Source organism: Candidatus Anoxymicrobium japonicum (assembly GCA_002843005.1).
Lineage (GTDB): Bacteria > Actinomycetota > Geothermincolia > Fen-727 > Anoxymicrobiaceae > Anoxymicrobium > Anoxymicrobium japonicum.
In genome coordinates this window covers 1-22049 of record PHEX01000022.1, presented here as the reverse complement: position 1 = coordinate 22049, position 22049 = coordinate 1, and the positions used below count along the sequence as shown (strand labels likewise).

The 22049-nt window shown below is 57.7% G+C and carries 22 protein-coding genes; 5 read left to right on the top strand and 17 right to left on the bottom strand.

What is annotated here, in order from left to right; translation table 11 throughout:
- Positions 1-473 precede the first annotated feature (473 nt).
- On the bottom strand, positions 474-968 hold the full coding sequence (locus tag CVT63_03535; protein PKQ28314.1) for a hypothetical protein: 495 nt from the start codon (positions 966-968) through the stop codon (positions 474-476).
- A 178-nt stretch (positions 969-1146) separates the two neighbouring features.
- Here CVT63_03535 and CVT63_03530 point away from each other — a divergent pair, with 178 nt between their 5' ends.
- From CVT63_03530 to CVT63_03515, 4 genes are all read left to right on the top strand, one after another.
- Complete coding sequence (locus tag CVT63_03530) at positions 1147-3021, top strand: aldehyde ferredoxin oxidoreductase (protein PKQ28313.1); 1875 nt, start codon at positions 1147-1149, stop codon at positions 3019-3021.
- 206 nt (positions 3022-3227) lie between these two features.
- Complete coding sequence (locus tag CVT63_03525) at positions 3228-3794, top strand: hypothetical protein (GenBank protein PKQ28312.1); 567 nt, start codon at positions 3228-3230, stop codon at positions 3792-3794.
- 124 nt (positions 3795-3918) lie between these two features.
- Positions 3919-5082 (top strand): hypothetical protein, encoded by a 1164-nt coding sequence (locus CVT63_03520; protein PKQ28311.1) that lies wholly within the window; start codon positions 3919-3921, stop codon positions 5080-5082.
- Positions 5083-5166: 84 nt separating this feature from the next.
- Entirely contained in the window at positions 5167-6861 is a 1695-nt protein-coding gene (locus tag CVT63_03515; GenBank protein PKQ28310.1) for a type II secretion system protein GspE, read from the top strand.
- Positions 6862-7064: 203 nt separating this feature from the next.
- Here CVT63_03515 and CVT63_03510 read toward each other — a convergent pair whose 3' ends face one another.
- The 15 genes from CVT63_03510 to CVT63_03440 form a co-directional block, all read right to left on the bottom strand.
- The gene (locus CVT63_03510) at positions 7065-7916 is read right to left on the bottom strand and encodes a heterodisulfide reductase subunit F (protein ID PKQ28309.1); all 852 of its coding nucleotides are present in this window, start codon (positions 7914-7916) and stop codon (positions 7065-7067) included.
- Positions 7913-8947 (bottom strand): (4Fe-4S)-binding protein, encoded by a 1035-nt coding sequence (locus tag CVT63_03505; protein ID PKQ28308.1) that lies wholly within the window; start codon positions 8945-8947, stop codon positions 7913-7915. The genes CVT63_03510 and CVT63_03505 overlap by 4 nt, the downstream gene beginning before the upstream one ends.
- Before the next feature lie 11 nt (positions 8948-8958).
- Entirely contained in the window at positions 8959-9942 is a 984-nt protein-coding gene (locus CVT63_03500) for a coenzyme F420 hydrogenase (GenBank protein PKQ28307.1), read from the bottom strand.
- Positions 9936-10367, bottom strand: a complete 432-nt coding sequence (locus CVT63_03495; protein PKQ28306.1) for a hydrogenase iron-sulfur subunit — start codon at positions 10365-10367, stop codon at positions 9936-9938. Before CVT63_03495 ends, CVT63_03500 begins: the two co-directional genes overlap by 7 nt.
- A complete protein-coding gene (locus CVT63_03490; protein PKQ28305.1) occupies positions 10364-12397 on the bottom strand; it encodes a disulfide reductase in 2034 nt (677 codons plus the stop codon). The genes CVT63_03495 and CVT63_03490 overlap by 4 nt, the downstream gene beginning before the upstream one ends.
- Positions 12398-12399: 2 nt before the next feature.
- Entirely contained in the window at positions 12400-13362 is a 963-nt protein-coding gene (locus CVT63_03485) for an electron transfer flavoprotein subunit alpha/FixB family protein (protein PKQ28304.1), read from the bottom strand.
- Entirely contained in the window at positions 13363-14160 is a 798-nt protein-coding gene (locus tag CVT63_03480; GenBank protein PKQ28303.1) for an electron transfer flavoprotein subunit beta, read from the bottom strand.
- Between the two features lie 99 nt (positions 14161-14259).
- On the bottom strand, positions 14260-15396 hold the full coding sequence (locus CVT63_03475; protein ID PKQ28302.1) for a (Fe-S)-binding protein: 1137 nt from the start codon (positions 15394-15396) through the stop codon (positions 14260-14262).
- Between the two features lie 171 nt (positions 15397-15567).
- A complete protein-coding gene (locus tag CVT63_03470; GenBank protein PKQ28301.1) occupies positions 15568-16206 on the bottom strand; it encodes a hypothetical protein in 639 nt (212 codons plus the stop codon).
- A gap of 159 nt (positions 16207-16365) precedes the next feature.
- Entirely contained in the window at positions 16366-18183 is a 1818-nt protein-coding gene (locus CVT63_03465; GenBank protein ID PKQ28300.1) for a serine/threonine protein kinase, read from the bottom strand.
- A gap of 69 nt (positions 18184-18252) precedes the next feature.
- A complete protein-coding gene (locus CVT63_03460; protein PKQ28299.1) occupies positions 18253-18525 on the bottom strand; it encodes a hypothetical protein in 273 nt (90 codons plus the stop codon).
- Entirely contained in the window at positions 18504-18686 is a 183-nt protein-coding gene (locus CVT63_03455) for a hypothetical protein (protein PKQ28298.1), read from the bottom strand. The genes CVT63_03460 and CVT63_03455 overlap by 22 nt, the downstream gene beginning before the upstream one ends.
- Positions 18679-19050 carry a Fe-S cluster assembly scaffold protein NifU gene (gene nifU, locus CVT63_03450; GenBank protein ID PKQ28315.1) on the bottom strand — a complete coding sequence of 124 codons (372 nt, stop codon included), beginning with the start codon at positions 19048-19050 and terminating at the stop codon, positions 18679-18681. Before nifU ends, CVT63_03455 begins: the two co-directional genes overlap by 8 nt.
- 25 nt (positions 19051-19075) lie before the next feature.
- Complete coding sequence (locus tag CVT63_03445) at positions 19076-20269, bottom strand: cysteine desulfurase NifS (protein PKQ28297.1); 1194 nt, start codon at positions 20267-20269, stop codon at positions 19076-19078.
- Between the two features lie 3 nt (positions 20270-20272).
- Positions 20273-20953: a hypothetical protein gene (locus CVT63_03440; GenBank protein ID PKQ28296.1), complete on the bottom strand. Its 681-nt coding sequence runs from the start codon at positions 20951-20953 to the stop codon at positions 20273-20275.
- Positions 20954-21123: 170 nt separating this feature from the next.
- On the opposite strand from CVT63_03440, the gene CVT63_03435 reads away from it, so the two are divergent.
- A complete protein-coding gene (locus tag CVT63_03435; protein ID PKQ28295.1) occupies positions 21124-21762 on the top strand; it encodes a hypothetical protein in 639 nt (212 codons plus the stop codon).
- 128 nt (positions 21763-21890) lie between these two features.
- Here CVT63_03435 and CVT63_03430 read toward each other — a convergent pair.
- On the bottom strand, positions 21891-22049 hold a 159-nt coding region (locus CVT63_03430), incomplete at its 5' end, for an endonuclease (protein PKQ28294.1).

The window sequence follows — 22049 nt, the reverse complement described above, 5'->3', positions numbered from 1 at the left end:
CCTTGCCCTGGTAGATAATCCTCGTCTTGAAGTAAATGAACCAGGGATTAGCGATCAGCGCGGCAAGCGCCTGTGTCCAGCGGCGCGCCCGCATTTAGTGCCCCTTTCCATAAATACAGTAACGTACCGATCCCTCTGGTTTCCTCCCCCGCAGACGGGGAGGATTAAGGTGGGGGGGCGAGGTACCCCCCTGACAAGGGGGGCTAGGGGGGTTCTGCCCCAACCATCTCCCCCACCCCACGCGCTTCGCGCGCGGTGACCCCGGGCGAGGTGGCATAGTACGAAATGGAGCACTTAGATCAATCCAATGCAATCCAGGCAGATCACGATTCCGTTGGCGAGCACTTTCCCGAACCCGCCTGAGAGCAGGCCGGCAAGGAACATGGAGAGGAAGATGACCGCGAGCAGGTACGTCGCCTGTATCTTTCTCAAGAAAGAAATCACCAATGACACCGCGTTCCCATGCGCCGCTTTTACTTGCCAGGGGTGGTTGTCTGAGGCAGAGGCTGCGGGGTCGCGCCCGGGGTCGCCCCCGGCGGGTACGGTGTTCCGGGAACTGTTGTGGAGTTTGGCGCTGAAGACGGCGTGGTGGCCTGAGCGCTCTTTTGAGGAATAAAGCTTTCTATTGTCATAAGGAGCTGGTCTTCCATCGGTTTGCCCATGAACGTCTGCTTTATCTGGCCCTTTGAGTTTGTGATTATGACGGTAGGGTTCATTGAGACCGTGTACTTGTCGATGGCGCTCTTGCTCGAAGGACTGTCGTAGTCGTAATTTTCCCAGATGATCTTGTCGCCGAACTTCTTTTTGGCCTTGTCGATCATGGCCTTCGTGTCGGTGTAAGACTTGCTGCTTTTTCCCAGGAATGTGATCACGCGGGGCTTGCCTTGCCCGCAGCCTGAAAGCGTCGCAATGCCTGTCAGGGCAAACACGCAAATAACCATCGCGACTGTAGCTTTTCTCAAGTTCATCGATGACCTCCCGGTATCATGCCCGTGTATCTTTGGCAATGTTAGCACTGGCGTATAGATAAGGCAAAGCGTTTCGCTCGGCGCCGCGATTTCTGTTGTCGTTGCATTCCTGCCTTGATATGATTCGCCCGTACTTGTTCCGTGGTGTGTCGCTTCTCAGCATGTGGAGGTTTTAAAAATGTACGGCTATGTTGGAAAGATTCTGGAAGTTGATCTCTCGACCGGCGAGTTCGAAAAGGTTGATATTGACGAGAAGGATTGCCGCGACTACATGGGGGGCTCGGGCCTTGCGGCAAAGATCTATATCGATCGTTTTCCGGGGGACGTGGATCCGCTGAGTCCCGAGAACCTCTTTATCATAATGACCGGTCCCTGGACCGGCACCCGCGTGCCGGGGGGCAACCGCTTCGCGGCCTGCGCTCGCTCGCCGTTAACCGGCCACTGGGGAGAAGCGTCCTGTGGGGGCTATTTCGGCCCGGAGCTCAAGGCGGCGGGTTACGATGGCATTGTTTTCACCGGTGTTTCCGACAAGCCGGTTTACCTCTGGATAAACGGAGACGATGTCGAGTTGCGTGACGCATCTGACTTGTGGGGCAAGGACACTTATGAGACGGCGGATATGCTCATCGAGAGGTCGAAGGCCGACACGGGCAGGAAAGCGAAGGTCGCGGCGATCGGGCCGTCCGGCGAGAGCGGCGTCAAGTTTGCCGCAATAGTTCACGACAAGCACCACATCGCGGGCCGCACGGGGATGGGCGCGGTTATGGGCTCAAAGAACCTCAAGGCTATTGCTGTCGTTGGCACCGGGAAGAAAGTCGAGATCGCCGATCCCGATGCGTTTAAAAGATGGCGCGAGCTGGTGATGGAGGATTACGCCGAGTCACTGGTTGTCGAGTCTCTCAAGGCGTTTGGCACCAACGCCAACCTCGAGATAGGCGCGATGCTCGGCGATGTGCCGTTCAAGAACTGGCAGGTCGGCGAGGACGATGAGGTCATCGCGAAAATCAACGGCCCGACGTACAGCGATGAAATACTGGTCAAGGCGTACGCCTGCTGGGCGTGCCCAATCGGCTGCAAGCGTGTAATAGAAGTAAAAGACGAACCATATTCCGTTGCGCGGGGCGCGGGTCCCGAGTACGAAACGATATGCATGCTTGGGAGCAACCTTTTGAACGACAACCTGGCCAGCATCGCGAAGGGCAACGAGATGTGCAACCGCTGGGGGATCGACACGATAACGATGGGCGCGATTATCGCGCTTGTGACGGAGTGTCAGGAAAAGGGCCTTCTCTCGGTTGACGAGTGCGATGGCGTGTCTATTGGCTGGGGTGACCCTGATGGCATGCTCGAGCTTATTGAGATGGCCGCTCGCAATGAGGGCTTCGGCGCGCGCATGGCGCAGGGCAGCAAGGCTCTGTCAGAGGAGATCGGCTCGGACGCGCCCGTAATGGCCGTCCAGGTTCGCGGTCTGGACGCGCCCGCTCACGACCCGCGCGGTTTCCACGGTTTCGCGCTCTCGTACGCGACTTCCCCGAGAGGCGCGTGTCACTGCGCCAGCACGAATCTGTATCTCGAGGGGGGCAGCGCGCCGCCGCTTCCTCAGATTGACCTGGAAGGCCCCTTTGACGAGCAATCGAGCGTTGGCAAGGCGTATCTGACCGCGCGGGCGCAGGAGCTCGGGCAGATATTCAACGCCGCTGTTGTCTGCTACTTCACCGCGGTGTCCTGGCAGGAGGATGCGCTCATTACGGCCATCAACTCCGTGACCGGGCTGGATTACGACCTCGACAGTTTTATGCGGGTGGGCGAGCGCATCTGGTTTTTGAAGAGGGGAATACAGGCGTTGTTCGGTTCTGGCGGCGAAGAGGATATTATGCATCCGAGGTTCTACAAGGCGGTGGAAGAAGGCTCTCACGCCGGGTCGGTTCCCGACTTTGATCTCATGAAGCGCGAGTATTACGAGTATCGCCAGTTAGATGACGAAGGCCGTCTCACACGCGGTAAGTGCGAGGAGTTGGGGCTTGGCTTCCTGGCGGACAAACTCGGCATCTAGGGTCAGTCCCCCATAGCCATAGCCAGGGGTCAGGCACCGTCTACCTTTCCGTCTACCGCTGCGCGGTAGACGTTGCCTGGATTATTAAGCTGAATAGTTGCGTTTCGTGTATAAAAATGAGACCTTAATCCTCCCCCGTCTGAGGGGGAGGAGATCAGAAAGGGCTATTTTCGTCGCTGGCAAAGACAACAGGAAAGGAACCAATCATGGCTCACGGAAAAATTGAGTCGGAGAAAAAAAGTAAGCATCGGAGGCTGTCGTTGCTGTTTGTCAGCAGTGGGCTGGCTGTGCTCGGTTACGTTATCCACCGGCGCTCAAGGCCGGTTTCTTGCGTTCCTGCCGGAGGCCCGGAAGAGAGGATGCTCGTCAAGGACGAGGAAAACTTGAGCGGACTGGGTTCGATTATGCGATCGCTCATCATCGAGTTCTTGAAGAATCCCCGGAAAGCGCGGTTGCTTAACGAGATCAATTTGGTTCTCGCGATCGAGCCGGTCGAACAGCCCGAAACGGCAATAACCATTACTTTCTCAGGCGGGTATGTCGTTATCGAACCGGGCGTGGCGCCCTCAATGGATATCAAGCTGGTATGCGATTACGAGACAGTGACGCGGATGGCGAAAATGGGCGCCGGCATGGAGGCAGTGAAGTTTCTTAATACACCTGATGGAAAGAATCTCGCGCGGAAGTTTGCGTCCGGGGAGTGTCGCATCGAGGGCGCCGTCGCTCACCCGGTGGAGATGATGAAGTTCGGCAAGTTTCTCGCTTTGCGCTAGCGTCACGTCAGCCGTGGCGGACACAGGTTCATATTAAATTTGAGGTAGACGCAGCGGTAGACGGTGCCTGACCCCTGGCCGACTGGCCTTAGCCTTGCGCACGGTGAGAGTGGAGGAAAAGCAAATGGCGCACGAAATCTATTCGCGGAACTGGGATCGCATGTCTTTTGAGGAGCAACGTGAGTACCGTGACAGGAAGCTCTCGTATTTTGTGAGGACCCAACTGTATCCGTACAGCCCGTTTTACCGCAAGATGTTTAACGACGCCGCTCTCGCGCCTGAAGATATCAGGGGGGTCGATGATCTGCGAAAGCTCCCTTTCACCCGCAAGTCTGACATAGCGCCGTCCGCTGACGAACATGACCGTTACGAGAGGTTTGTCCTCAAACCCTTGACGCGCGCTGCGGAAGAGCGCATGCCCAGGCTTCAGTTTTTGAAGACGCGGTTTGACAGCTTGTTCAAGGGCGATGAGTTCGTTTTGAGCGCGCGGTTGTTCGAGTACGCGCCCGTGCACGTTCAATTCACCGCGGGGCAGACCGGTCGGCCCACGCCGGTAATGTTCACGCGCTCAGATGTCGAGCGCATGGCTGAAGCCGGGCGCCGCATCCTTGAGCTTGCTGGATTCGGCGTTGAAATCGAGCGCAAAGATGCCGTTATCCTGAACGCGATGCCGTTCGCGTCTCACCTCTGGTTCCAGATGATTGCCAGAGGCATGGAGCGCGCCGGTATACTGTCGCTATATACTGGTGGAGAGAGCAGCGCGATCGCCGCGCGCCGGATATCTGATACCGCGCGGAGCGTCAAGGTGACGGGAATTATCGGCATGCCGGGAAACGTATTCGAGGTGCTGCGGTCGGCTATCGAGGAAGAGATCGACCTGTCGTCGCTGCGCCTGGTCATTCTAGGTGGGGAGCGCATATCGAAGGACATAAAAGAGGATATGCATGAGTTTCTGCGGAAAACAGGAGCGAGAGATGCATTTGTTGTTGGCGCTTTCGGGTTTACGGAGGGGCGCAAAGGTTACTCTGAGTGCGCATCAGGGGCGGACGCTGGATACCACATTTATCCCGACATGGATTACCTTGAGATCATCGATCCAGAAACCGAGGCGCCGGTGGCCGAAGGCGAGGACGGCGAGCTTGTGTACACATGCCTGGACGGCCGAGGCACGTGTGTTCTGCGTTTTCGCACAGGGGACTATGTGAAGGGTGGAATAGTCTATGAACCTTGCCCCTCTTGCGGGCGTACAGTGCCCAGGCTGGGAAGCGACATTTCACGTTTCGAGTAATACATAGACATAGAGTGGCATTAACGGAATGCTTTAGAAAAGCGCGCGCGCTTCCGATTCTTGCAAAGAGGACGGAGGAAAATATTGGCACAGGCAAAAAAGAAAGCTAAATCGGTAACGCACCTTCTGATTGAGGACGGTCTTGTTTCGCAAGAGCAGTTGCTTTCCGCTCTCGAGAAGAAAAAGCAGACCGGCAAATCATTGGCGCGCACCCTCATCGAGATGGGTGTCGTTTCCGAGTCGAAGCTCACAGAGGTTCTGGCGCAGCACCTCGGACTGGAATTCGTTCATCTTGAGAGATACCACGTTGACATGACGGCCGTTGCCCTGCTGGATGAAAAGATGGCACAGCGGCACCTGAGCCTTCCTATCAGTTTTGACGGCGACACGCTTGTCGTGGCGATGGCCGACCCAACCAATATTTTCGCGCTCGACGACATCAAGATGTCTACCGGATATCAGGTAAGACCGGTTGTTTCCACGAAAGCTGACATCGAGGACTTTATACGGGCCTACTACCGCGACGTAGGCGAACTCGGAGTGAGTGAGATTAAAGAGTTCGATTCGGAAGATTTCGACGACAAGGCTCTTTCCGAAGCGATTGGCGCGATCACCAGCGATGCGCCTATCGTCAAGTTCGTCAATTACGTGATCAACGAGGCTGTGACAGACGGGGCAAGCGACATCCACTTTGACCCGCAGGAGAAAGAGATCATCATCAGGTACCGTGTGGACGGTGTGCTTCATGATGCCAAGAGTCTGCCGATAAGGGCGCTGCCCGCGGTTACTTCGCGCGTAAAGATTATGTCTGACCTGAACATCGCGCAGAAAAGGATTCCGCAAGACGGACATTACGAGAAGCGGATAGGCAACAAGCAGATCGATTTCCGCGTCGCTGTACTGCCTACCATTTTTGGGGAGAAGATAGTCCTCCGAATTCTTGACAAGTCGAGCATCATGCTGCGCCTGAGCGATCTCGGTTACGATGGTGAGACCCTGGAAAAGTACGAGGATGCGTTTCGCAAGCCGAACGGCGCCATCCTCGTCACAGGCCCGACAGGCAGTGGCAAGTCGACCACGCTATACGGCACTCTTAACGTACTCAACGATGAGACCAAGAACATTACCACGGTCGAGGATCCGGTCGAGTATCGTCTCGCCGGGATCAACCAGATACAGATCAATCCCAAGGCCGGGCTGACGTTCGCGTCGGCCTTGAGGTCGATCCTTCGAACAAGTCCCGACATAATGATGATCGGCGAGATCCGCGACAGTGAGACCGCGAAAATAGCGATCGAGTCGGCCCTCACCGGCCATCTCGTCTTCAGTACACTTCACACCAATGACGCGCCCGGCGCCATCGCCCGTCTTACCGAGATGGGCATCGAGCCGTTCCTGATCGCGTCAGGCATAGTATGCGTGCTTGGCCAGAGGCTCGGGCGCAAGCTTTGCGTGTGCAAGCAGATTTACGAGCCGAGCAACGAAATGCTCGATCGGCTTGAGTTCCACCGCGAACCGGGAGAGAAGCTTACGCTTTACCAGTCGAGTTCCAAAGGATGCACGCGTTGTGGTGGCAGCGGGTACAAGGGAAGAGTTGCGCTCGTGGAGATTATGAAGATGAGCGCCGAGATCGAGCAGTTGACGATCGAGGAGGCCTCGACCACCGCGATCGCGCGTGTGGCGATCGAGCAGGGAATGAAAACGATGCGCCAGGACGGTTGGGAGAAGTGCCGTGCCGGCATCACCTCGATCGAGGAAGTTCTCAGAGTTGTTATCTAACACATAATGGGGTCAAACCAAATTATGCGTCCTGGAAGCGCACGGCATCGAGAATATCGTGACTGAGAAAATCAAGTCGATCATGTTTAACTTTGGGGTCAGGTCTTTTTTCTTAGAAAACGGGGTCAGGCACCGTCTACCGCTAAAGCGGTAGACGTTGCCTGACCCCTCTTAAACTTTAGAAAAAAGGACTGCTTCGAAAGTTAAGCGAAGGCCTCGGGGATGTTTTTTAACGTTGCGTATGAGAATACGGGGCCGTCTTTACATACGTACATCGAGCCCACGTTGCAGCGGCCGCACTTGCCTATCCCGCACTTCATGCGCTCCTCGAGCGTGGTGTATATCTGCTCGGGCTTGAAGCCCAGCTTCTCCAGATTCTGCGTCACGAATTTGATGAGTATGGGCGGGCCACAGGTGATCGCGATCGCGTTATCCGGTTTGGGGGCGACCTCCATCACGAGGCTGGGAACAAAGCCCACGTAGTGCGGCCAGCTCTCCTCCTCGACGTCGATCGCCAGATGGCACGCCGTGCCTTCTTCCTTGAAGTACTCCTCGAACTCCGTCTTGAAGCAGTGCAGGTCTGACGTCCTCGCGCCATAGATGACCGTGAGGTCGCCGTACTTGTCCTTGTTCGCCCGCACGTAGTTGATAGCCGGGCGCAACGGCGCCTGCCCGATGCCGCCGCCGATCGATATTATGTTTTTTCCTTCCCACTCTTCCAGCGGGAACGAATTGCCCAACGGCCCGCGCACCGTCATGGTGTCGCCCGCTTCTAATTCGTGAAGCGCGCTCGTCACCTTGCCCGCCTGCATGATCGAGAAGCGCAAGTAGCCCTCCTCTGTCGGCGAGGATGAAATGCAGAACATGGACTCGCCGATGCCGAGGCGCCCCACCATCGCGCAGTTGCCGGGCCGGTGACGCCATGTATCCCACACTTTCTCGTCTTTGAAATTTACCTTGAAGGTCTTGACGGCCCTGTCGTCCACGGGGGTCTCATACCAGGCGTCCTCGATGTTGACTATATATGGAAGATAAGGGTTGCTTTCGTCCATCATGCCGTCTTTGCCTCCTTGCCTTCAGCCTGCCTGGACTTCTCGAGCACGTCCAGGATGTCGATGTTGACCGGGCAGTAGTTGATGCAGCGGCCGCAGCCGACACAGGCTATCACGTCGAATTTCTCCGGAAAGTAAGAGTACTTGTGACTTACGCGGTTGCGCGTGCGCTCCTTGCGCGTCGGGCGTGGGTTGTGCCCCGAGGTGTGAACCGTGTATTCGGGGAACATGCAGGTGTCCCACATCCTCGCCCGCCTGCCGTCCGCCGCCTCGATCTCGTCCTGGATGTCGAAGCAGTGGCAGGTAGGGCACAAAAACGTGCAAATCCCGCAACCCAGGCACCTGTCGGAGAACTGCTCCCAGAACGGGTGGTCATACAGCGAGGGCAACTTCTCAGGTATGCCGGTGGTGTCGATCGAACGTTTGATTTTCGCGAGCGCTTCTTTCTCTTGCGCCTCGGCGCACTTCTTCTCCGCGTCGCCCGCGGCCTCGAGGCCCATCGCCTTCGCGGCGGTCAAGCCTTTGTCCGTGAGCGTCTTCACGTAGTACGCCTCGCCGAGGTCGAACATGATGGCGTCCAGACCCTTCTCGGAACCCGGGCCGCCGCCCAGCGACGGGCAAAAGCAGTTGGTCGCGGGATCGCCGCACGCGAGCCCGAACAGCACCGTACTCTCGCGTCGCTTCTGGTAGTAAGGGTCGGGAAAATCCCACCCGTAGAGATTGTCCACAATCGTGTACGCCAGCGCGTCGCACGGGCGGATGCCGAACACCAGCCTCTTCGCGGTTTCATCGGGCACAACCGGCTCGATGTCCGCCCCGCCGACCGTGTATTTGAACAAAGTCTCGGTCTCCGGGAACATGAGTTCCTTGGCCGGTACGTTTGTGTTGGCGTAGTCGAGGCTGAGCGCCGAAGGATCCTCGACAGTCTTGAAACGAACCACGTCGCCGACCGCGGCGGGGGCGAACACCTGGTACCCCTCGAGAGCGCCGATCACCCCGGCCAGATTGTCTTTTGAGAACTTAAAATCTTCCATGTGTCACCAACCTACATTATGTATTCTTCGGGATCCTGCGGATTGTAGCAGGTCAGAAGCGGCTCGGCGTCGGAGTCCACTCCGGGCTCGTACTCGAACATCCGCGCGACGTCGCGCGACATCTTGCGATTGAGCTTCGTTATCGGGATATCCATGGGACAAACCCGTTCGCACTCTCCGCACTCAATGCAACGACCTGAGAGGTGCCACGCCCTCTGGATGTGATACACGGCGTTCTCGCTGATGTCGGTCGCTCGGCGCGTCCACTGTGGCTTTGTCTTTTGCGCGACGCACTCCACGCAGTAGCACATCGGGCAAACGTTGCGGCACGAGTAGCAACGAACGCATTTTGAGAACTGTTCGTCCCAAAACTTCCACTTGTCGGTGGGAGACATCTTCTCGAATTCGCCGACGTCCTCGAAGTCGTCATCCGCCCACTTTTCCACCTCATCGGCGACGAGCTCGTCGTAGATGAGTGGGTTCGGGAAGCGACAGCGCAGGCATTTGTCGGCCATGAGCTCTTTTTTCGGGGCTTCGGATGTCTCGCCGTCGATCTCGAGAACAAACCTGTCGCCATCCTCTTTGACCTCTACGGGAGCTGACGCGACGCCAAACATCTTTTCAGCTTTGCGAGCGTCGATGACACCCGTGCACGGCACGCCCAGGATCACGACATCGTCGCGTCCGTACGCCTTCTCGACCAGATGCTGGACAACAGCCCGCGAGTCGCACCCCTTGACGAGTACGGCTACCTTGCGGGTGTCCGGTTCCTGCCCGCGGGGAACGGGGAGTTTTTCCTCGAGCATTAGAAAAGACGCGGGGTTCTGCGCGCATGTCGCATCGAATATCAACTGATCTACCTCTGAGGCGTCACTCAGTACGATGGGGGCGGACTCGAACCCGTAGGTTCCACGCTTCCAGCCAATGAGGCGCCTCACGTCGTCGCGGGCAATGACCTCCCTGGCTCTGTCCCTGAGTTTGTTTTCGTCTACCAATTTATCCGCCTCCGTCTGAATTGATCCATGGGGCCCGCCGCGCGTGCCATAGCGACGGTCTCGTCGATGACCTCCTTGAACTTCTCGCCCTCGGAGGCGGAGACCCAACTCATGTTGACACGACCGGGGTCGACACCGATGTGCTCGAGCAGCTTGAGCATCAGCGTGAAACGCCGGCGCGCGTAGAAGTTGCCCTCCATGTAATGGCAGTCACCAGGATGGCACCCCGAGATGAGCACCCCGTCGGCGCCCTGCTGAAGGGCGTTGACCAGGAAAAGCGGGTTGACACGGCCCGAACACATCACCCTGATGATCTTGATGTTCGGCAGATAATGCGTTCTCGATGTTCCCGCCAGATCCGCTCCAGCGTAAGAGCACCAGTTGCACAGGAACGCGACTATATTGGGCTCGAACTCTTCACTCATTGCGTATTCACCCCCAGCGCCGCGATCTGGGGCAGTATCTGTTCATCCTTGAAGGATCTGGGCTGGATGGCCCCCGACAGGCACGCCGCCGCGCATGAGCCGCAACCCTTGCATAACGCCTCGTTGACTTGCGCGACCTTTACGATATTGCCCATGCGGTTCTCGTCCACCAACTCAATCGCCCCGAACGGGCAGACCTCAACGCAGAAGCCACAGCCGCGGCACTGATCCGCGTTCACGACCGAGACTTGCGCTTCCACCTTCACTTTCCCGTACGCCATCAAAATGAGAGCGCTTGACGCGGCGCCTTTCGCCTGGGCCACGGTGTCGGGTATATCCTTGGGCCCCTGGCAGCAACCCGCCAGGAAGACTCCGTCAGACGCGGTGTCGACCGGGCGCAGTTTGGGGTGCGCCTCAAGGAAAAAACCGTCGGTGGATTGCGAGAGCTTGAAAATGTCGATGATCTCGCGAATATCTTTGCGCGGCGTCAGTCCGACGCCAAGGACGACCATGTCGGCTTCATGTTCCATGGGCGTCCCGGTAAGAGTGTCTTCGACTTTGATTATCATGGTGTGGTCGTCCGGATCCGCGCTCTTGCGGTATATTTCACTCGGATTTCCACGGATGTACCGGACGCCCTCGCGCCTCACCCTGTCGTAGAACTCCTCGAAGCCTTTGCCGAACGCGCGCACGTCCATGTAGAAAACAGTGATATCCGCCTCGGGAAGCTTGTCCCTGATAAGGTGTGCCTGCTTCGCCAGGTACATGCAGCACACTCGCGAGCAGTACTCGTTGTCGACCGACTTGTCGCGCGAGCCCACGCAGTGTATGAATGAGACTTTGTCAGGGAGGTACCCGCCCTCGCCTTTCTTGTCACGGCCGAGCAGGGGTTTCCCTCCCGTCGGACCCGATGCCGACGCCAGGCGCTCGAACTCGAGTCCCGTGATGACATTGTCGTTGTCGGCCCAGCCGTACTCGGGCTTTTTGTTCATGTCGAACACGTCGTATCCTGTCGCCACGATGATCGTGCCGCACTCGATCTCCACCAGCTCGTCTTCCTGCTCGAAGTTGACCGCGCCCGCCGTGCACGCCTCCGCGCACGCGGGGCCTTCCTTGCCGCATTTGCCCTTAGACAACTGAAGGCATCGCTCCGGGTCGATCGTGTACTTGGCGGGGACGGCTTGTGGAAACGGCAGGTAGATCGCGGATCTGTTGCCCATCTGCTCGTCGAACTCGGAGGGGATGCGACCCGCCAGCCTGCAGTTCTCCGCGCAGACGCCACACCCAGTGCACTTGTTGAAATCGACGTAGCGCGCCTTCTTGCGAATCTTCGCCTTGAAGTTGCCGACATATCCCTCGACCGCCTCCACCTGTGAATAGGTCATGAGTTCGATGTTCGGGTGGTTGGCAACGTCCACCATCTTAGGCGTCAGTATGCAGGCGGAGCAGTCCAGAGTCGGGAACGTCTTGTCGAGCTGGCTCATGTGCCCGCCCACCGATGGGGTCTTCTCGACGACGTAAACCTTGAAGCCCGCGTCCGCTATGTCGAGCGCGGCCTGGATGCCCGCTATGCCGGCGCCGATTACGAGACAGGAGGGGATGACGTCCACTTCCTTCTCCTCGAGCGCGTCGAGCAACGCCACTTTCGCGATCGCGGCCTCGATGAGCTTCTTTGCCTTGCTGGTAGCTTCGGCGTGATCCTCGTGCACCCAGGAGCACTGCTCCCGGATGTTCGCCATCTCCAGGAGGTACGGGTTCAGCCCCGCTTCCTTGAGGGTCTTGCGGAAAGTAGGCTCGTGCATGCGGGGGGAGCAGGATGCCACTATGACCCGGTTGAGCCCCAGGTTTTTGATGTCATCTTTGATGAGCCCCTGGCCGGGATCCGAGCACATGTAAGTGTACTCTCGCGCGACAGCGACCCCCGGCGCCTTCGAGACATGCTCGACAACCGCCGGCACGTCAACCACGGCGCCTATGTTGATGCCGCAGTGGCAGACGTACACTCCTATTCTGGGTTTCAAACTGTTCAACTCTACCCCTTCATTTCCTTTATCTTGTCAACAAGGGCAGGCACCACTTTCAGCAAATCATCCACGATGCCGTAATCAGCGTACTGGAATATCGGCGCGTCGGGATCCTTGTTGATGGCGACGACCACGTCGGCGCCTTTCATTCCGGTCACGTGCTGGAACGCGCCGCTGATGCCCACGGCCAGGTAAAGTTTGGGCTTGACTGTCTTGCCGGAGATGCCGACCTGGCGATCGATCGGGAGCCAGCCGGCGTCCACTACCGCGCGGCTTCCCGAAACATCCGCGCTCAGAAGTTTCGCGAGTTCTTCTATCATCGGCAAGTTCTTGTCCTCGCGAAGCCCGCGGCCGATCGAGACGAGCATCGAGGACTGGGTGATGTCAACATCGCCGACGGCGGGCTGCTCATACTGGATGAATTTGCGGGTGGTCGCGTCCAGGGCAACCGGGTTGTCCACCTTCTCGATTTCGCCGGACTTGCCGCCTTCAGCGGCCGCGATCGCGCCTTCGCGCAAGCCCACCATATAAAGATCGGTGTCCTTGAACTCGATGCGGCCGTTGATCTTGCCACCGTAATACGCGCGGGTCGCGACCGGTTTGTCGCCCTCGATGGCCAGGCCGATGATGTCCGAGGTGAACGATGCCCCGAGCTCGAGGGCAAGCGACGCCAGTATGTCGGCGCCCTGGCCCGTGTTCGGGATTATCACCAGGTGCGGCTTGTCCTTGTTGATGAGCGCGGCCAGCGCAGCCTGATAGTTGACGGCGTTGAAGTTCTCGAACATCGGGTCGTCAACCACGAGGACTCTGTCCGAGTATGACGTGAGCTTGCCCGCGAAGTCGTCCATCCCGCTGCCAAGCAGGATCGTCGTGACCTTGCCGCCAAGCCGGCCGGCGAGAGTCAGTAACTCATAAGTTACGTCACGCAGCTCGCCCTGCCTGTGCTCTGCCAGTACGAATATCTCATGCATTTACACCAGCCCCTTTTCCTTGAGTATGCCGGCGAGCTTGCCCGCGGTCTCGCCAGGGTCGCCATCGAGAATCTCCGCGAGTTCCCCGACCTCTGGAATCGAGTACTGTACCATTACCGCCACCGAGCCCGCTTCGCCGACCTGATCCTCGGAAAGGCCGGTCGCCGCCAGGTCCATGACCTTGATTTCCTTTTTGGAAGCCTCGCGGATGCCTTTGAAAGAGGCGTAGCGTGGCTCGTTACCGCCGGTCTGGATAGTGAGCACGCATGGCGTGTTGATCTCGTCTATCTCGAGCAGGCCGCCCTCGAGTTCCCGTCCGACCTTCAGATTGCCGTCGCCTGCGACTTCGACTGTCTTGACGTACGCCGCGTGAGGCACGCCCATCATGCTGGCAAGCGCCACGCCGACCGCGCCGTAGCCATCGTCGGAGGCCAGGCATCCGGTCATCACGATGTCGCAGGACAGGTCCTTGATGCCAGCGTGCAGTATGCGGGCAATAGCCACGGGATCCGAGCCCGCAAACTTCTCGTCGTCCAACCTGATCGCGCCGTCGCCGCCCTTGGCGAGAGCCATTTTGATGACCTGGTTGGCCGCTTCCGAGCCCACGTTTACTACTGTTACTTCTCCTCCATTCTTCTCCTTGAGCTGGACAGCTTCTTCTACCGCGAAGTTATCCGCGTCGTTGATCACGAAACTGAATTTGCTCTGATCAACTCCCTTGCCACTGGAGTCTATGTGGACTTCTGTGTCGGGATCGGAAGTGTCCGGAACCTGCTTTACACAAACCGCAATATTCATCCCTAACTCACCTCACTTTTCTTATCTTCCGTTTCCTTATCTTACTCAGCAGGGGTCAGGCACCGTCTACTTTTCCGTCTACCGCAAACGCGCCAGTGGTCAGGCTAAAGCCTGCCCGAGGAGTTCCAGGATATCCTTGACCTGCATCTCCTCCTCGTACCCCCTGGCCTTGATGGCATCTTCGATAGTCAGCCAGCAGAACGGGCACGCCACAGCGATGATCCCGGCGCCCAGGTCGTGCGCGTCGGCGACCCTGGTCTCCGCCAGGCGCGGAGCCTTGGACTCGGATTCCACCCACATCTTGCCGCCGCCGCCCTCACAGCAAAGACTGCGTTCTTTGGAGCGGTTGAACTCAGCGAGTTCGAGGCCTTTGATCTTCCCCAGCACATAACGCGGTTCGTCGAACACCAGGTTTTTCTTGCCCAGGTAACACGGGTCGTGGTAGACGACCTTCGAGTTGATCTCCCCGGGGAGCTCCAGTTTTCCGTCTGAGAGCAGTTCGGCGATGAGCTGAGTGTAATGCAGTACGGGCAACCCGATGTTGGTGTATTCGTTTTTGAAGGAGTTGAAGCAGTGGGGGGAGAACGTCACCAGACGCTTGACGTCGTAGCGGCCGAACAGTTCCGTGTTCTCCTCGTCGAAGTACTCGAAGAGGCCCTCTTCGCCAAGACGGCGCGCTTCCGAGCCGCAGTGCTTCTCTTCCTCTCCGATGAATCCGAAATCGACACCAGCCGCGTTGAGCGCGCGCGCGAGGGTTTTTACAATCGGCATTATCTTGGGGTCGTAAGCGGCCGTGCAACACACATGGAAGAGCACGTCGGCCTTTTCGCCCTCGCCGAGAATGCGCGCTCCCTCGACGCCCTCCATCCAGTCCGTTCGCCTGGCCGCGGCTTTGCCCCAGGGGTTGCCGTTGTTGAACATGCTCTCCAGCGCGGAGATCGCGGTCTGCTCGATGTTGCCCTCTTCGGCTCTCATGGCGCGCAGCCCCAGAAGCACCTCGAAGGGGTCGAGACCCTTGGGGCAGCGGATCGCGCACGTGTTGCACGTGGTGCAGTCCCATATCTCGGCTTTCAGAGAGAGATCCTCGAGGCGTTCGTCGTCAACCGCGTCATAAATGAAACGACGGATGTTCAGATCGGTGCGAGCGGTCAACGGGCACCCACCCGTGCACCTGCCGCACTGGATACAACCAAGAAGGTCGTACTTCCGCACAAAAGTTCCCTTATCGATGCTCATTTCATACTCCAGTTAATAGAAAAAGTATGTCGTGACTCATGCCTGACAAAAACCGTAGCATTTTATACACAAGTTTTGAGAAATATCAATTGAGGACAGTCCCTTGATGGCGCGCGTACGCAAAACGCATAATTTGGTTTGACCCCATTATGCGTTTTCATAGCGAAAAGCTTACTGGCCCAGTATGCCCCCGAGAATCCCACCGGCGCCACCTCCGCCGCCCTGCTGACCGGCCATGCTCGTGGTCGGCTGAACCTCGCTGGGCTGAACGATGACGTAGCCTTGTCCCTGGAACTTTAGCTGGAAAGTCTCGCCGGATGTCGCCGATCCAAAGATGCCCTTCAGGCTCTTGAGGTTTACGTCCACGTTGATCGACGGCTCCAGGGTGGACGACCAGGCGATAGTCGCGTTCGGGTCGGTGTATGTGGGCGCGTCAGGGGTGACGGCAAGCGCCATGGGCTTACCCTTGCTGATGAGCGCCAGATAGCCCGTCCCCTTGAGCTGCACGCAGAAAAGCCCGCCGGTCATCATGCCCGCGCCGCCTTTTATCATCGCTATGTCCCAGGCGATGCTGGGTGTGAACGCGAGCAGGTTCAACGACTCCACCCCGATTGCCTCGTCCTGCAGGTAAAGGAGAATGATGTCATTCGCCGCGTCAGCGAGGAAGAGGTCGCCCTGCCCGGTGGCCTCCATCAAGGTAAATTGCTCGCCTGAGACCGCTTTTTTTATCCATTTCCCCGCCCCGCCGCCTTTGCGCGCGAAGTTCATCTGCCCCTGGTAAGCGATCATCGCTCCCGCCTTGGTGAGCACCTATCCGCCGCTGGCTTCCATGTTAACCTTCAACAACTTTTTGTTCTGCAGGATGAACGCGTCAGGCGCGTCCACCTCTTTTGCCTCGGTGAGAAGATTCTCGAGTGTAATAGCGCGCTTCATGCTCATGATGCCTCCTTTTTGAGAATCGTAGCTGGGTTACGGCCCGACCACGCCAACCGTGATTGTTACCGTACTGCCCTTGTCCGCCATGGTTCCGCCGGTCGGATTCTGGACGAGAACCTTGCCGACTTTTGTGGTATCGCTGGTTATCTGATCGACGACGGTTACCACGAAACCTGTTCCCGTGAGCGTGGACTCGGCGGTAGCCCTGACAATTCCTACCACGTTGGGCACCGCTACCCGCTCTGGCTTTGCCGTAACGTCAATCGTTACCCTCGAACCTTTTGGAGCGGTCTGCCCGCCCGCGGGGTTTTGCGATTTCACTATCCCCTCGATGTCTGTGCTGCTGGCAACGGTTTGGGCATCCGCCTGGAAGCCCGCTTCAGTCAGCCTTGTGACTGCGGCGTCTTTGCTCATCTTCGTTACGTCGGGCACGATCGCCGTTTCCTGCCCTTTGCTCACCACGATAGTGACGGTGGCGCCCTTTGCGACCTGCTTCTCCGCTTGCGGGCTCTGGGAGACCACTTTGCCTTTTGCGGCTTGCGCGTCGAACGCCTGCTGCGCCTCGCCTGGGACGAGGCCCGCTTTTGTCAGCGCGGCTTCCGCTTCGCTTTGCGACATGCCGATCACGCTCGGCACTGTGACGAGTTCCGGCCCCTTGCTCACTACGACCTTTACAGTGCCGCCCTTCTCGAGCTTGCTTGCGGCCTCGGGATTCTGGCTGATGATGGTATCTTTAGGTTTCGTCGCGTCGATCACCGTTTTCGAGATGTTCATCTTGAAGCCTTTGCGCGCAAGGAGGGTTTCCGCGTCCGCGCGCTTTTGCCCGACAACGTTTGGAACCGCGACGCCGCTGCTGCTGCGGATAATCGCCCACGCGCCGGTCGCTATCCCGGCAAGCAGGATCACGATAGCCAGCGCCCAGAACCAGCCCGCGCGGCGGCGCCCGCGCGGTCGCCTCTCACCGCCCACGTATGCCTGGGTCTGCCCTCTTGTTACGTCATCGGGCGAAAGGACCGGGGTGGCGTACACAGGAGCGCCTTCCAGGCAGCGCTCAAGGTCGGAGCGCATTTCCATGGCTGTCTGATAGCGGTTTTCCGGGTTTTTCGCGAGCGCTTTCATGACAACCGATTCGAGCTCAGGTGATATGTCCGGGTTGAGGAGGGAAGGCGCCAGGGGATCCTCGCGCACTTGCTTGTAGGCGATCGAGACGGGGTTGTCACCATCAAACGGCGTCTTACCCGTAAGCATTTCGTACATCACGACACCAAGAGAGTACAGGTCGGAGCGAGGATCGGCGGCCCGGCCCTGAGCCTGCTCGGGGCTGATGTACTGTGCGGTGCCCATGATCGTGCCGGTCTGAGTCATCGCCGAGCCGCCGGCGGCGCGAGCGATGCCAAAATCCATCACCTTGATCTGGCCATCGTTGGTTGCGATTATGTTTTGCGGCTTGATGTCGCGGTGGACGATGCCATGCGCGCCAGCGGTGTCGAGCGCAAGGCAGATGGCCATAGATATCTCCACCACGCGCTCCGGAAGGAGCGGGCCGCCGAGAAGGATGATGTCTTTGAGGTCGCGTCCTTCGACGTACTCCATTACCAGGTAGTAAGTGTTGTCCTCGATGCCCCAGTCAAAAACGTTCACGATGTTTGGCTGGTTGAGGTTAGCCGCCGCCTGCGCTTCCTGGCGGAAGCGCTCGACGAAAACAGGGTCTTTGGCAAACTGCGGATAGAGGATTTTGATCGCTACGGTGCGCCCGAGCAAGTTGTCACGCGCGCGATAGACTTCAGCCATGCCACCCGTACCTATGAGTTGCTCGAGCTCGTACCGCGAGTTCAGTGTTCTTCCGACCATATAAGAGTAAGCCTGCCTTTCATCGATCGACTTTTACATTATACGTTTTTCGCGAAGTCTTTGTCAGCCTCAGTCGTACTTGCAGGACACCTCGTAGAAGACCTTTTTCGGGTTGCCGCACACAGGGCATTTCTCTGGGATATCTCCATCCACCACGTAGCCGCAGACATCGCACGCTGAGTAGGTAGGCTCTTCTTCGGCGAGCAAGTGCTTGATCGCCCGCGCCGTCTTCACGATTGGCATCGGGCAGTACAGGCCGAAGCGGTCGATATCGAGAGCTTGCGGCGTCCTGCTGATGATCGCCGGCGCGTGAGGGCTCGCTACTTCGGTGGCTTCCCGCAACCGGGGCAAGTTTCCGCGTCTTTTTGGACTGCTGCTCCGCAGTTCACGCATTCGATGATGACCATCCTGCACGCCACGCAGATCGCGCTCTCCGGCTCGACCTCCACGTCGCAGTAGGGGCACCGGCACATCATGACTTTCTTTTCGCGTCGATCAACCATCTTGCGCCTCCCTGGCTTTCAGCTTGCTCATGTAATCCTGAATCGCCTTGTGCAGGGCATCCGCCCCGAGGTTCGAGCAGTGCATTTTCTGCTTTGGCAGGCCGCCCAACTGCTCGGCGACGTTCTCTCGCGTGATTTTCAGGGCTTCCTCGATGGTCTTGCCGATAGCCATCTCGCTGACCATGCTGGAGACGGCGATCGCCGCCCCGCACCCGAACGTCTTGAACTTGACGTCGCTCAAGCGGCCGTCGTCGACCTTGATGTAAAACGTCATCATGTCGCCGCAGACGGGGTTGCCAACCTCACCTATACCGTCGGCGTCCTCTATCTCACCCACGTTGCGCGGGTTCATGAAATGCTCCATGACCGTGTCGCCGTACTGTGCTATCTCAACCACCTCCTTCCTTGATGTACTTCGCGTACAGCGGTGACATCTGCCGCAACCTTTCAACGATTGGCGGCAGTGTCTCCACAATATACTTTATATCTTCAGGCGTGTTCTCGATCCCCAGTGAGAATAGGAGCGAGCCAGAAGCGATCTCCGCGGGCACGTTGCACGCGGCAAGCACGTGCGACCCTTTCAACGCCCTTGACGCGCATGCGGAGCCGCTCGAGACCGCGATGCCTTTCTGATCCAGGAGCAGGAGCATGCTTTCGCCTTCTATGAATTCGACCACAAAGCTGGCGTTCCACGGGAGGCGCTTCTCACGGCGCCCGGTCAGCCGTAGGCGCGGTATCGCCGCGAGTAGCTTGTCTATCAGGTCGTCGCGCAGCCCTGAGAGCTTCTCGGCGCGCGCGGACAGATCCCTCCTCGCCAGTTCGGCCGCCTTGCCCATTCCGACGATGCCTGCCATGTTTTCTGTCCCGCCGCGCCTGCCGCCTTCCTGGACGCCGCCGTCGATGAGCGGCATCAGCCGAACGCCCTTGTGGCTCCACAAGGCGCCGACCCCCTTTGGTCCGTACAGGAGGTCAGACGCGATGGTCATGGCGTCAACTCCCAGGGAGGCCACGTCGAGCGGGATGTACCCGGCGGCCGCTACCGCATCGGTATGAAACGGAACCCCTTTCGCTTTTGTGATCCTGGCAATTTCATTGATGCGCTGAATCGTTCCGATCTCGCCATTTGCCGCCATGATCGATACCAGCACGGTATCGTCGCGGATCGCCCGCTCGAGATCGAAGGGATCAACAACGCCTTCCTCGTCCGGATCGACTTCCGTAACCTCGAAATTAAACTTTGCGAGAGTGCGCGCCGCGTGCAAGACGGAGAAATGCTCAATCGAGGAAACAACGACGTGGTTGCCCTTTTTTCTGGCCGCCCAGGCGATGCCTTTCACCGCCATGTTGTTGGCCTCTGTTCCGCCGGACGTGAAGATGATCTCTTCGGGGTCTGCGCCGATCAGGCAGGCCACCTGCTCGCGGGCGTTTGCGAGCGCCTTTCCAGCAACGTCTCCGAGGTGGTGGAGCGAGGATGGATTGCCGAACTCACTGGAGAAGAAAGGCGCCATCGCGTCTTTCACCTCTTCGAGTACGGGAGTGGCGGCGTAATGATCCAGGTAAGCGTGAGGCATCGCGATCTCCATGAGTTACACCGACTCGAAATACTGTATCAGGGCATCCCGATCCAACACCACAAGCTGCTTGTTTCGTGTCCCGATGATGTCTTTCTTTTTAAGGCGGCTCATGACTCGGGATACTGTTTCCTCGGTGGCGCCTATGAGCCCTGAGATGTCGCGGTTCGTGAGCGGAGTATCCAGCTTCCCCGGGTACTCGCTAATTTCCGAGCTTTCGTCCATAGTTTTGAGCAGTATGCAGGTTATGCGGCGTTCGACCCGCTCTCCCGCGATGCAGCGCGTTTTGACATAGGAGTTGTCAAGTTTCTCTCCGACAACCCTCATGATGTAACGCTCAAACTCGTGGTCGGCTTCGAGCGCGCGGAGAAGATCATTTTTCGCAATGCGCCATGCGACCGCGTCTTTGCGGGTCACCGCTGAGAAGAGGTGGTGATTTTGCCCGTAGGCGATGCCTTCGCCCAGCACCTCACCTGGAAACACAAAGTGAAATATGTAGACTTTCCCATCGCCGCGAACGACGTTCGCCTCGATGACGCCCGACTCGATCAGATAAAGCGCTGACGTCGCATCGCCCTCGAAGAACAAGAACTGGCCACGGTCCAGTTTCGTAGATATAAATTTCTCCCCGAGTTCACCCTGCATATCTTTTTTCGCATGGCCGATGAACTCATCGAGGAAGTCACGCTTATCCATCCGCGTCCCGCCTTTTTGCTTGCGCCACCATTGCTTTCCATTTATATTTTATAATATCGGTGTGGCGTCAGTTTTCACCATTTACAGCCTGGCGTTTTTTTCAAAAAGAGTGGCACTGCTGGTATATTGAGGTACTTGAGCGATAGAGTCAAAGAAAGGTGTTGTAAGTCATGAAATACTGCCCGAGTTGCGGCACGGAGAACGAGGATTCCGCGAGTTTCTGCGTTAACTGTGGCAAGCAGTTCACAGCCACCAGCGAGGCGCCGCCCGCCTTTGCGGGCACAAGCGCGCCACCGGCGCCTCAGCCGCCGCCGTACCCGCCATCGGGGCTCGTGGACGGATATCCGCCAGGATTCGGTTATCATCAACAGGCCGACCCGAGCAAGCCACCAGTGTTTGCGGGCTTCTGGATACGGTTTCTCGCGATATTTATCGACAATTGCATTATTGGCGCCGTTTTCATGCCGTTTCGCTTTGTGACCAACTTCAGTATCTCCAACAACCATCCAGCTGATGCGACTCAAGTCGCTGTGGTCGCATTTTTCGCTTTGCTGCAGATGGCGTGTTTCTTCGCCTATTTCATTCTCATGACAGGATACAAAGGGCAAACGCTTGGCAAGATGGCGCTCCGGCTCAAGGTGGTAAAGCAGGATTTAAGCCCAGTTGATTACGGCGTCGCCGCCGGGCGCGAGTTCTCAAAAATCATTTCGGTTGTTACCTGCTACATTGGTTTCATCATAGCCGGCTTTGATAGCGAGAAACGCGCGTTGCACGACATGATCGCGAAAACGTACGTCATCAAATACTGACTGGTTAGGAGAAATTGTCCGTTGGCAAAAATCCCCCCGATAAAGGGGATTTAGGATTTCCCTCTGAAAGTCCCCCTGATAAAGGGGATTTAGGATTTCCCTCTGAAAGTCCCCCTGATAAGGGGGATTTAGGGGGTTCTTTGCCGAAATTTGATTTTTTCCAGCAAATCCGAATACACGCCATCCAGTGTACTCAACACTTCCTGATTGGTGTATCGAATCACTTCGATGCCAAGCCGATTCAGCCGCATGGTACGTTTTTGGTCGTATTCAATCTGTTCAGCGTG

Excerpts from the sequence above, each read along its gene's own strand:
- CVT63_03440 (PKQ28296.1), bottom strand. The coding sequence starts at position 20,953 with ATGGATAAGCGTGACTTCCTCGATGAGTTCATCGGCCATGCGAAAAAA.
- CVT63_03435 (PKQ28295.1), top strand. The coding sequence starts at position 21,124 with ATGAAATACTGCCCGAGTTGCGGCACGGAGAACGAGGATTCCGCGAGT.
- CVT63_03495 (PKQ28306.1), bottom strand. The coding sequence starts at position 10,367 with ATGAGTGAAGAGTTCGAGCCCAATATAGTCGCGTTCCTGTGCAACTGG.
- CVT63_03510 (PKQ28309.1), bottom strand. The coding sequence starts at position 7,916 with ATGATGGACGAAAGCAACCCTTATCTTCCATATATAGTCAACATCGAG.
- CVT63_03455 (PKQ28298.1), bottom strand. The coding sequence starts at position 18,686 with ATGGTTGATCGACGCGAAAAGAAAGTCATGATGTGCCGGTGCCCCTAC.
- CVT63_03475 (PKQ28302.1), bottom strand. The coding sequence starts at position 15,396 with ATGAGCATCGATAAGGGAACTTTTGTGCGGAAGTACGACCTTCTTGGT.
- CVT63_03520 (PKQ28311.1), top strand. The coding sequence starts at position 3,919 with ATGGCGCACGAAATCTATTCGCGGAACTGGGATCGCATGTCTTTTGAG.
- CVT63_03480 (PKQ28303.1), bottom strand. The coding sequence starts at position 14,160 with ATGAATATTGCGGTTTGTGTAAAGCAGGTTCCGGACACTTCCGATCCC.
- nifU (PKQ28315.1), bottom strand. The coding sequence starts at position 19,050 with ATGGAGCATTTCATGAACCCGCGCAACGTGGGTGAGATAGAGGACGCC.
- CVT63_03445 (PKQ28297.1), bottom strand. The coding sequence starts at position 20,269 with ATGGAGATCGCGATGCCTCACGCTTACCTGGATCATTACGCCGCCACT.
- CVT63_03505 (PKQ28308.1), bottom strand. The coding sequence starts at position 8,947 with ATGGAAGATTTTAAGTTCTCAAAAGACAATCTGGCCGGGGTGATCGGC.
- CVT63_03530 (PKQ28313.1), top strand. The coding sequence starts at position 1,147 with ATGTACGGCTATGTTGGAAAGATTCTGGAAGTTGATCTCTCGACCGGC.
- CVT63_03465 (PKQ28300.1), bottom strand. The coding sequence starts at position 18,183 with ATGGTCGGAAGAACACTGAACTCGCGGTACGAGCTCGAGCAACTCATA.
- CVT63_03525 (PKQ28312.1), top strand. The coding sequence starts at position 3,228 with ATGGCTCACGGAAAAATTGAGTCGGAGAAAAAAAGTAAGCATCGGAGG.
- CVT63_03485 (PKQ28304.1), bottom strand. The coding sequence starts at position 13,362 with ATGCATGAGATATTCGTACTGGCAGAGCACAGGCAGGGCGAGCTGCGT.
- CVT63_03535 (PKQ28314.1), bottom strand. The coding sequence starts at position 968 with ATGAACTTGAGAAAAGCTACAGTCGCGATGGTTATTTGCGTGTTTGCC.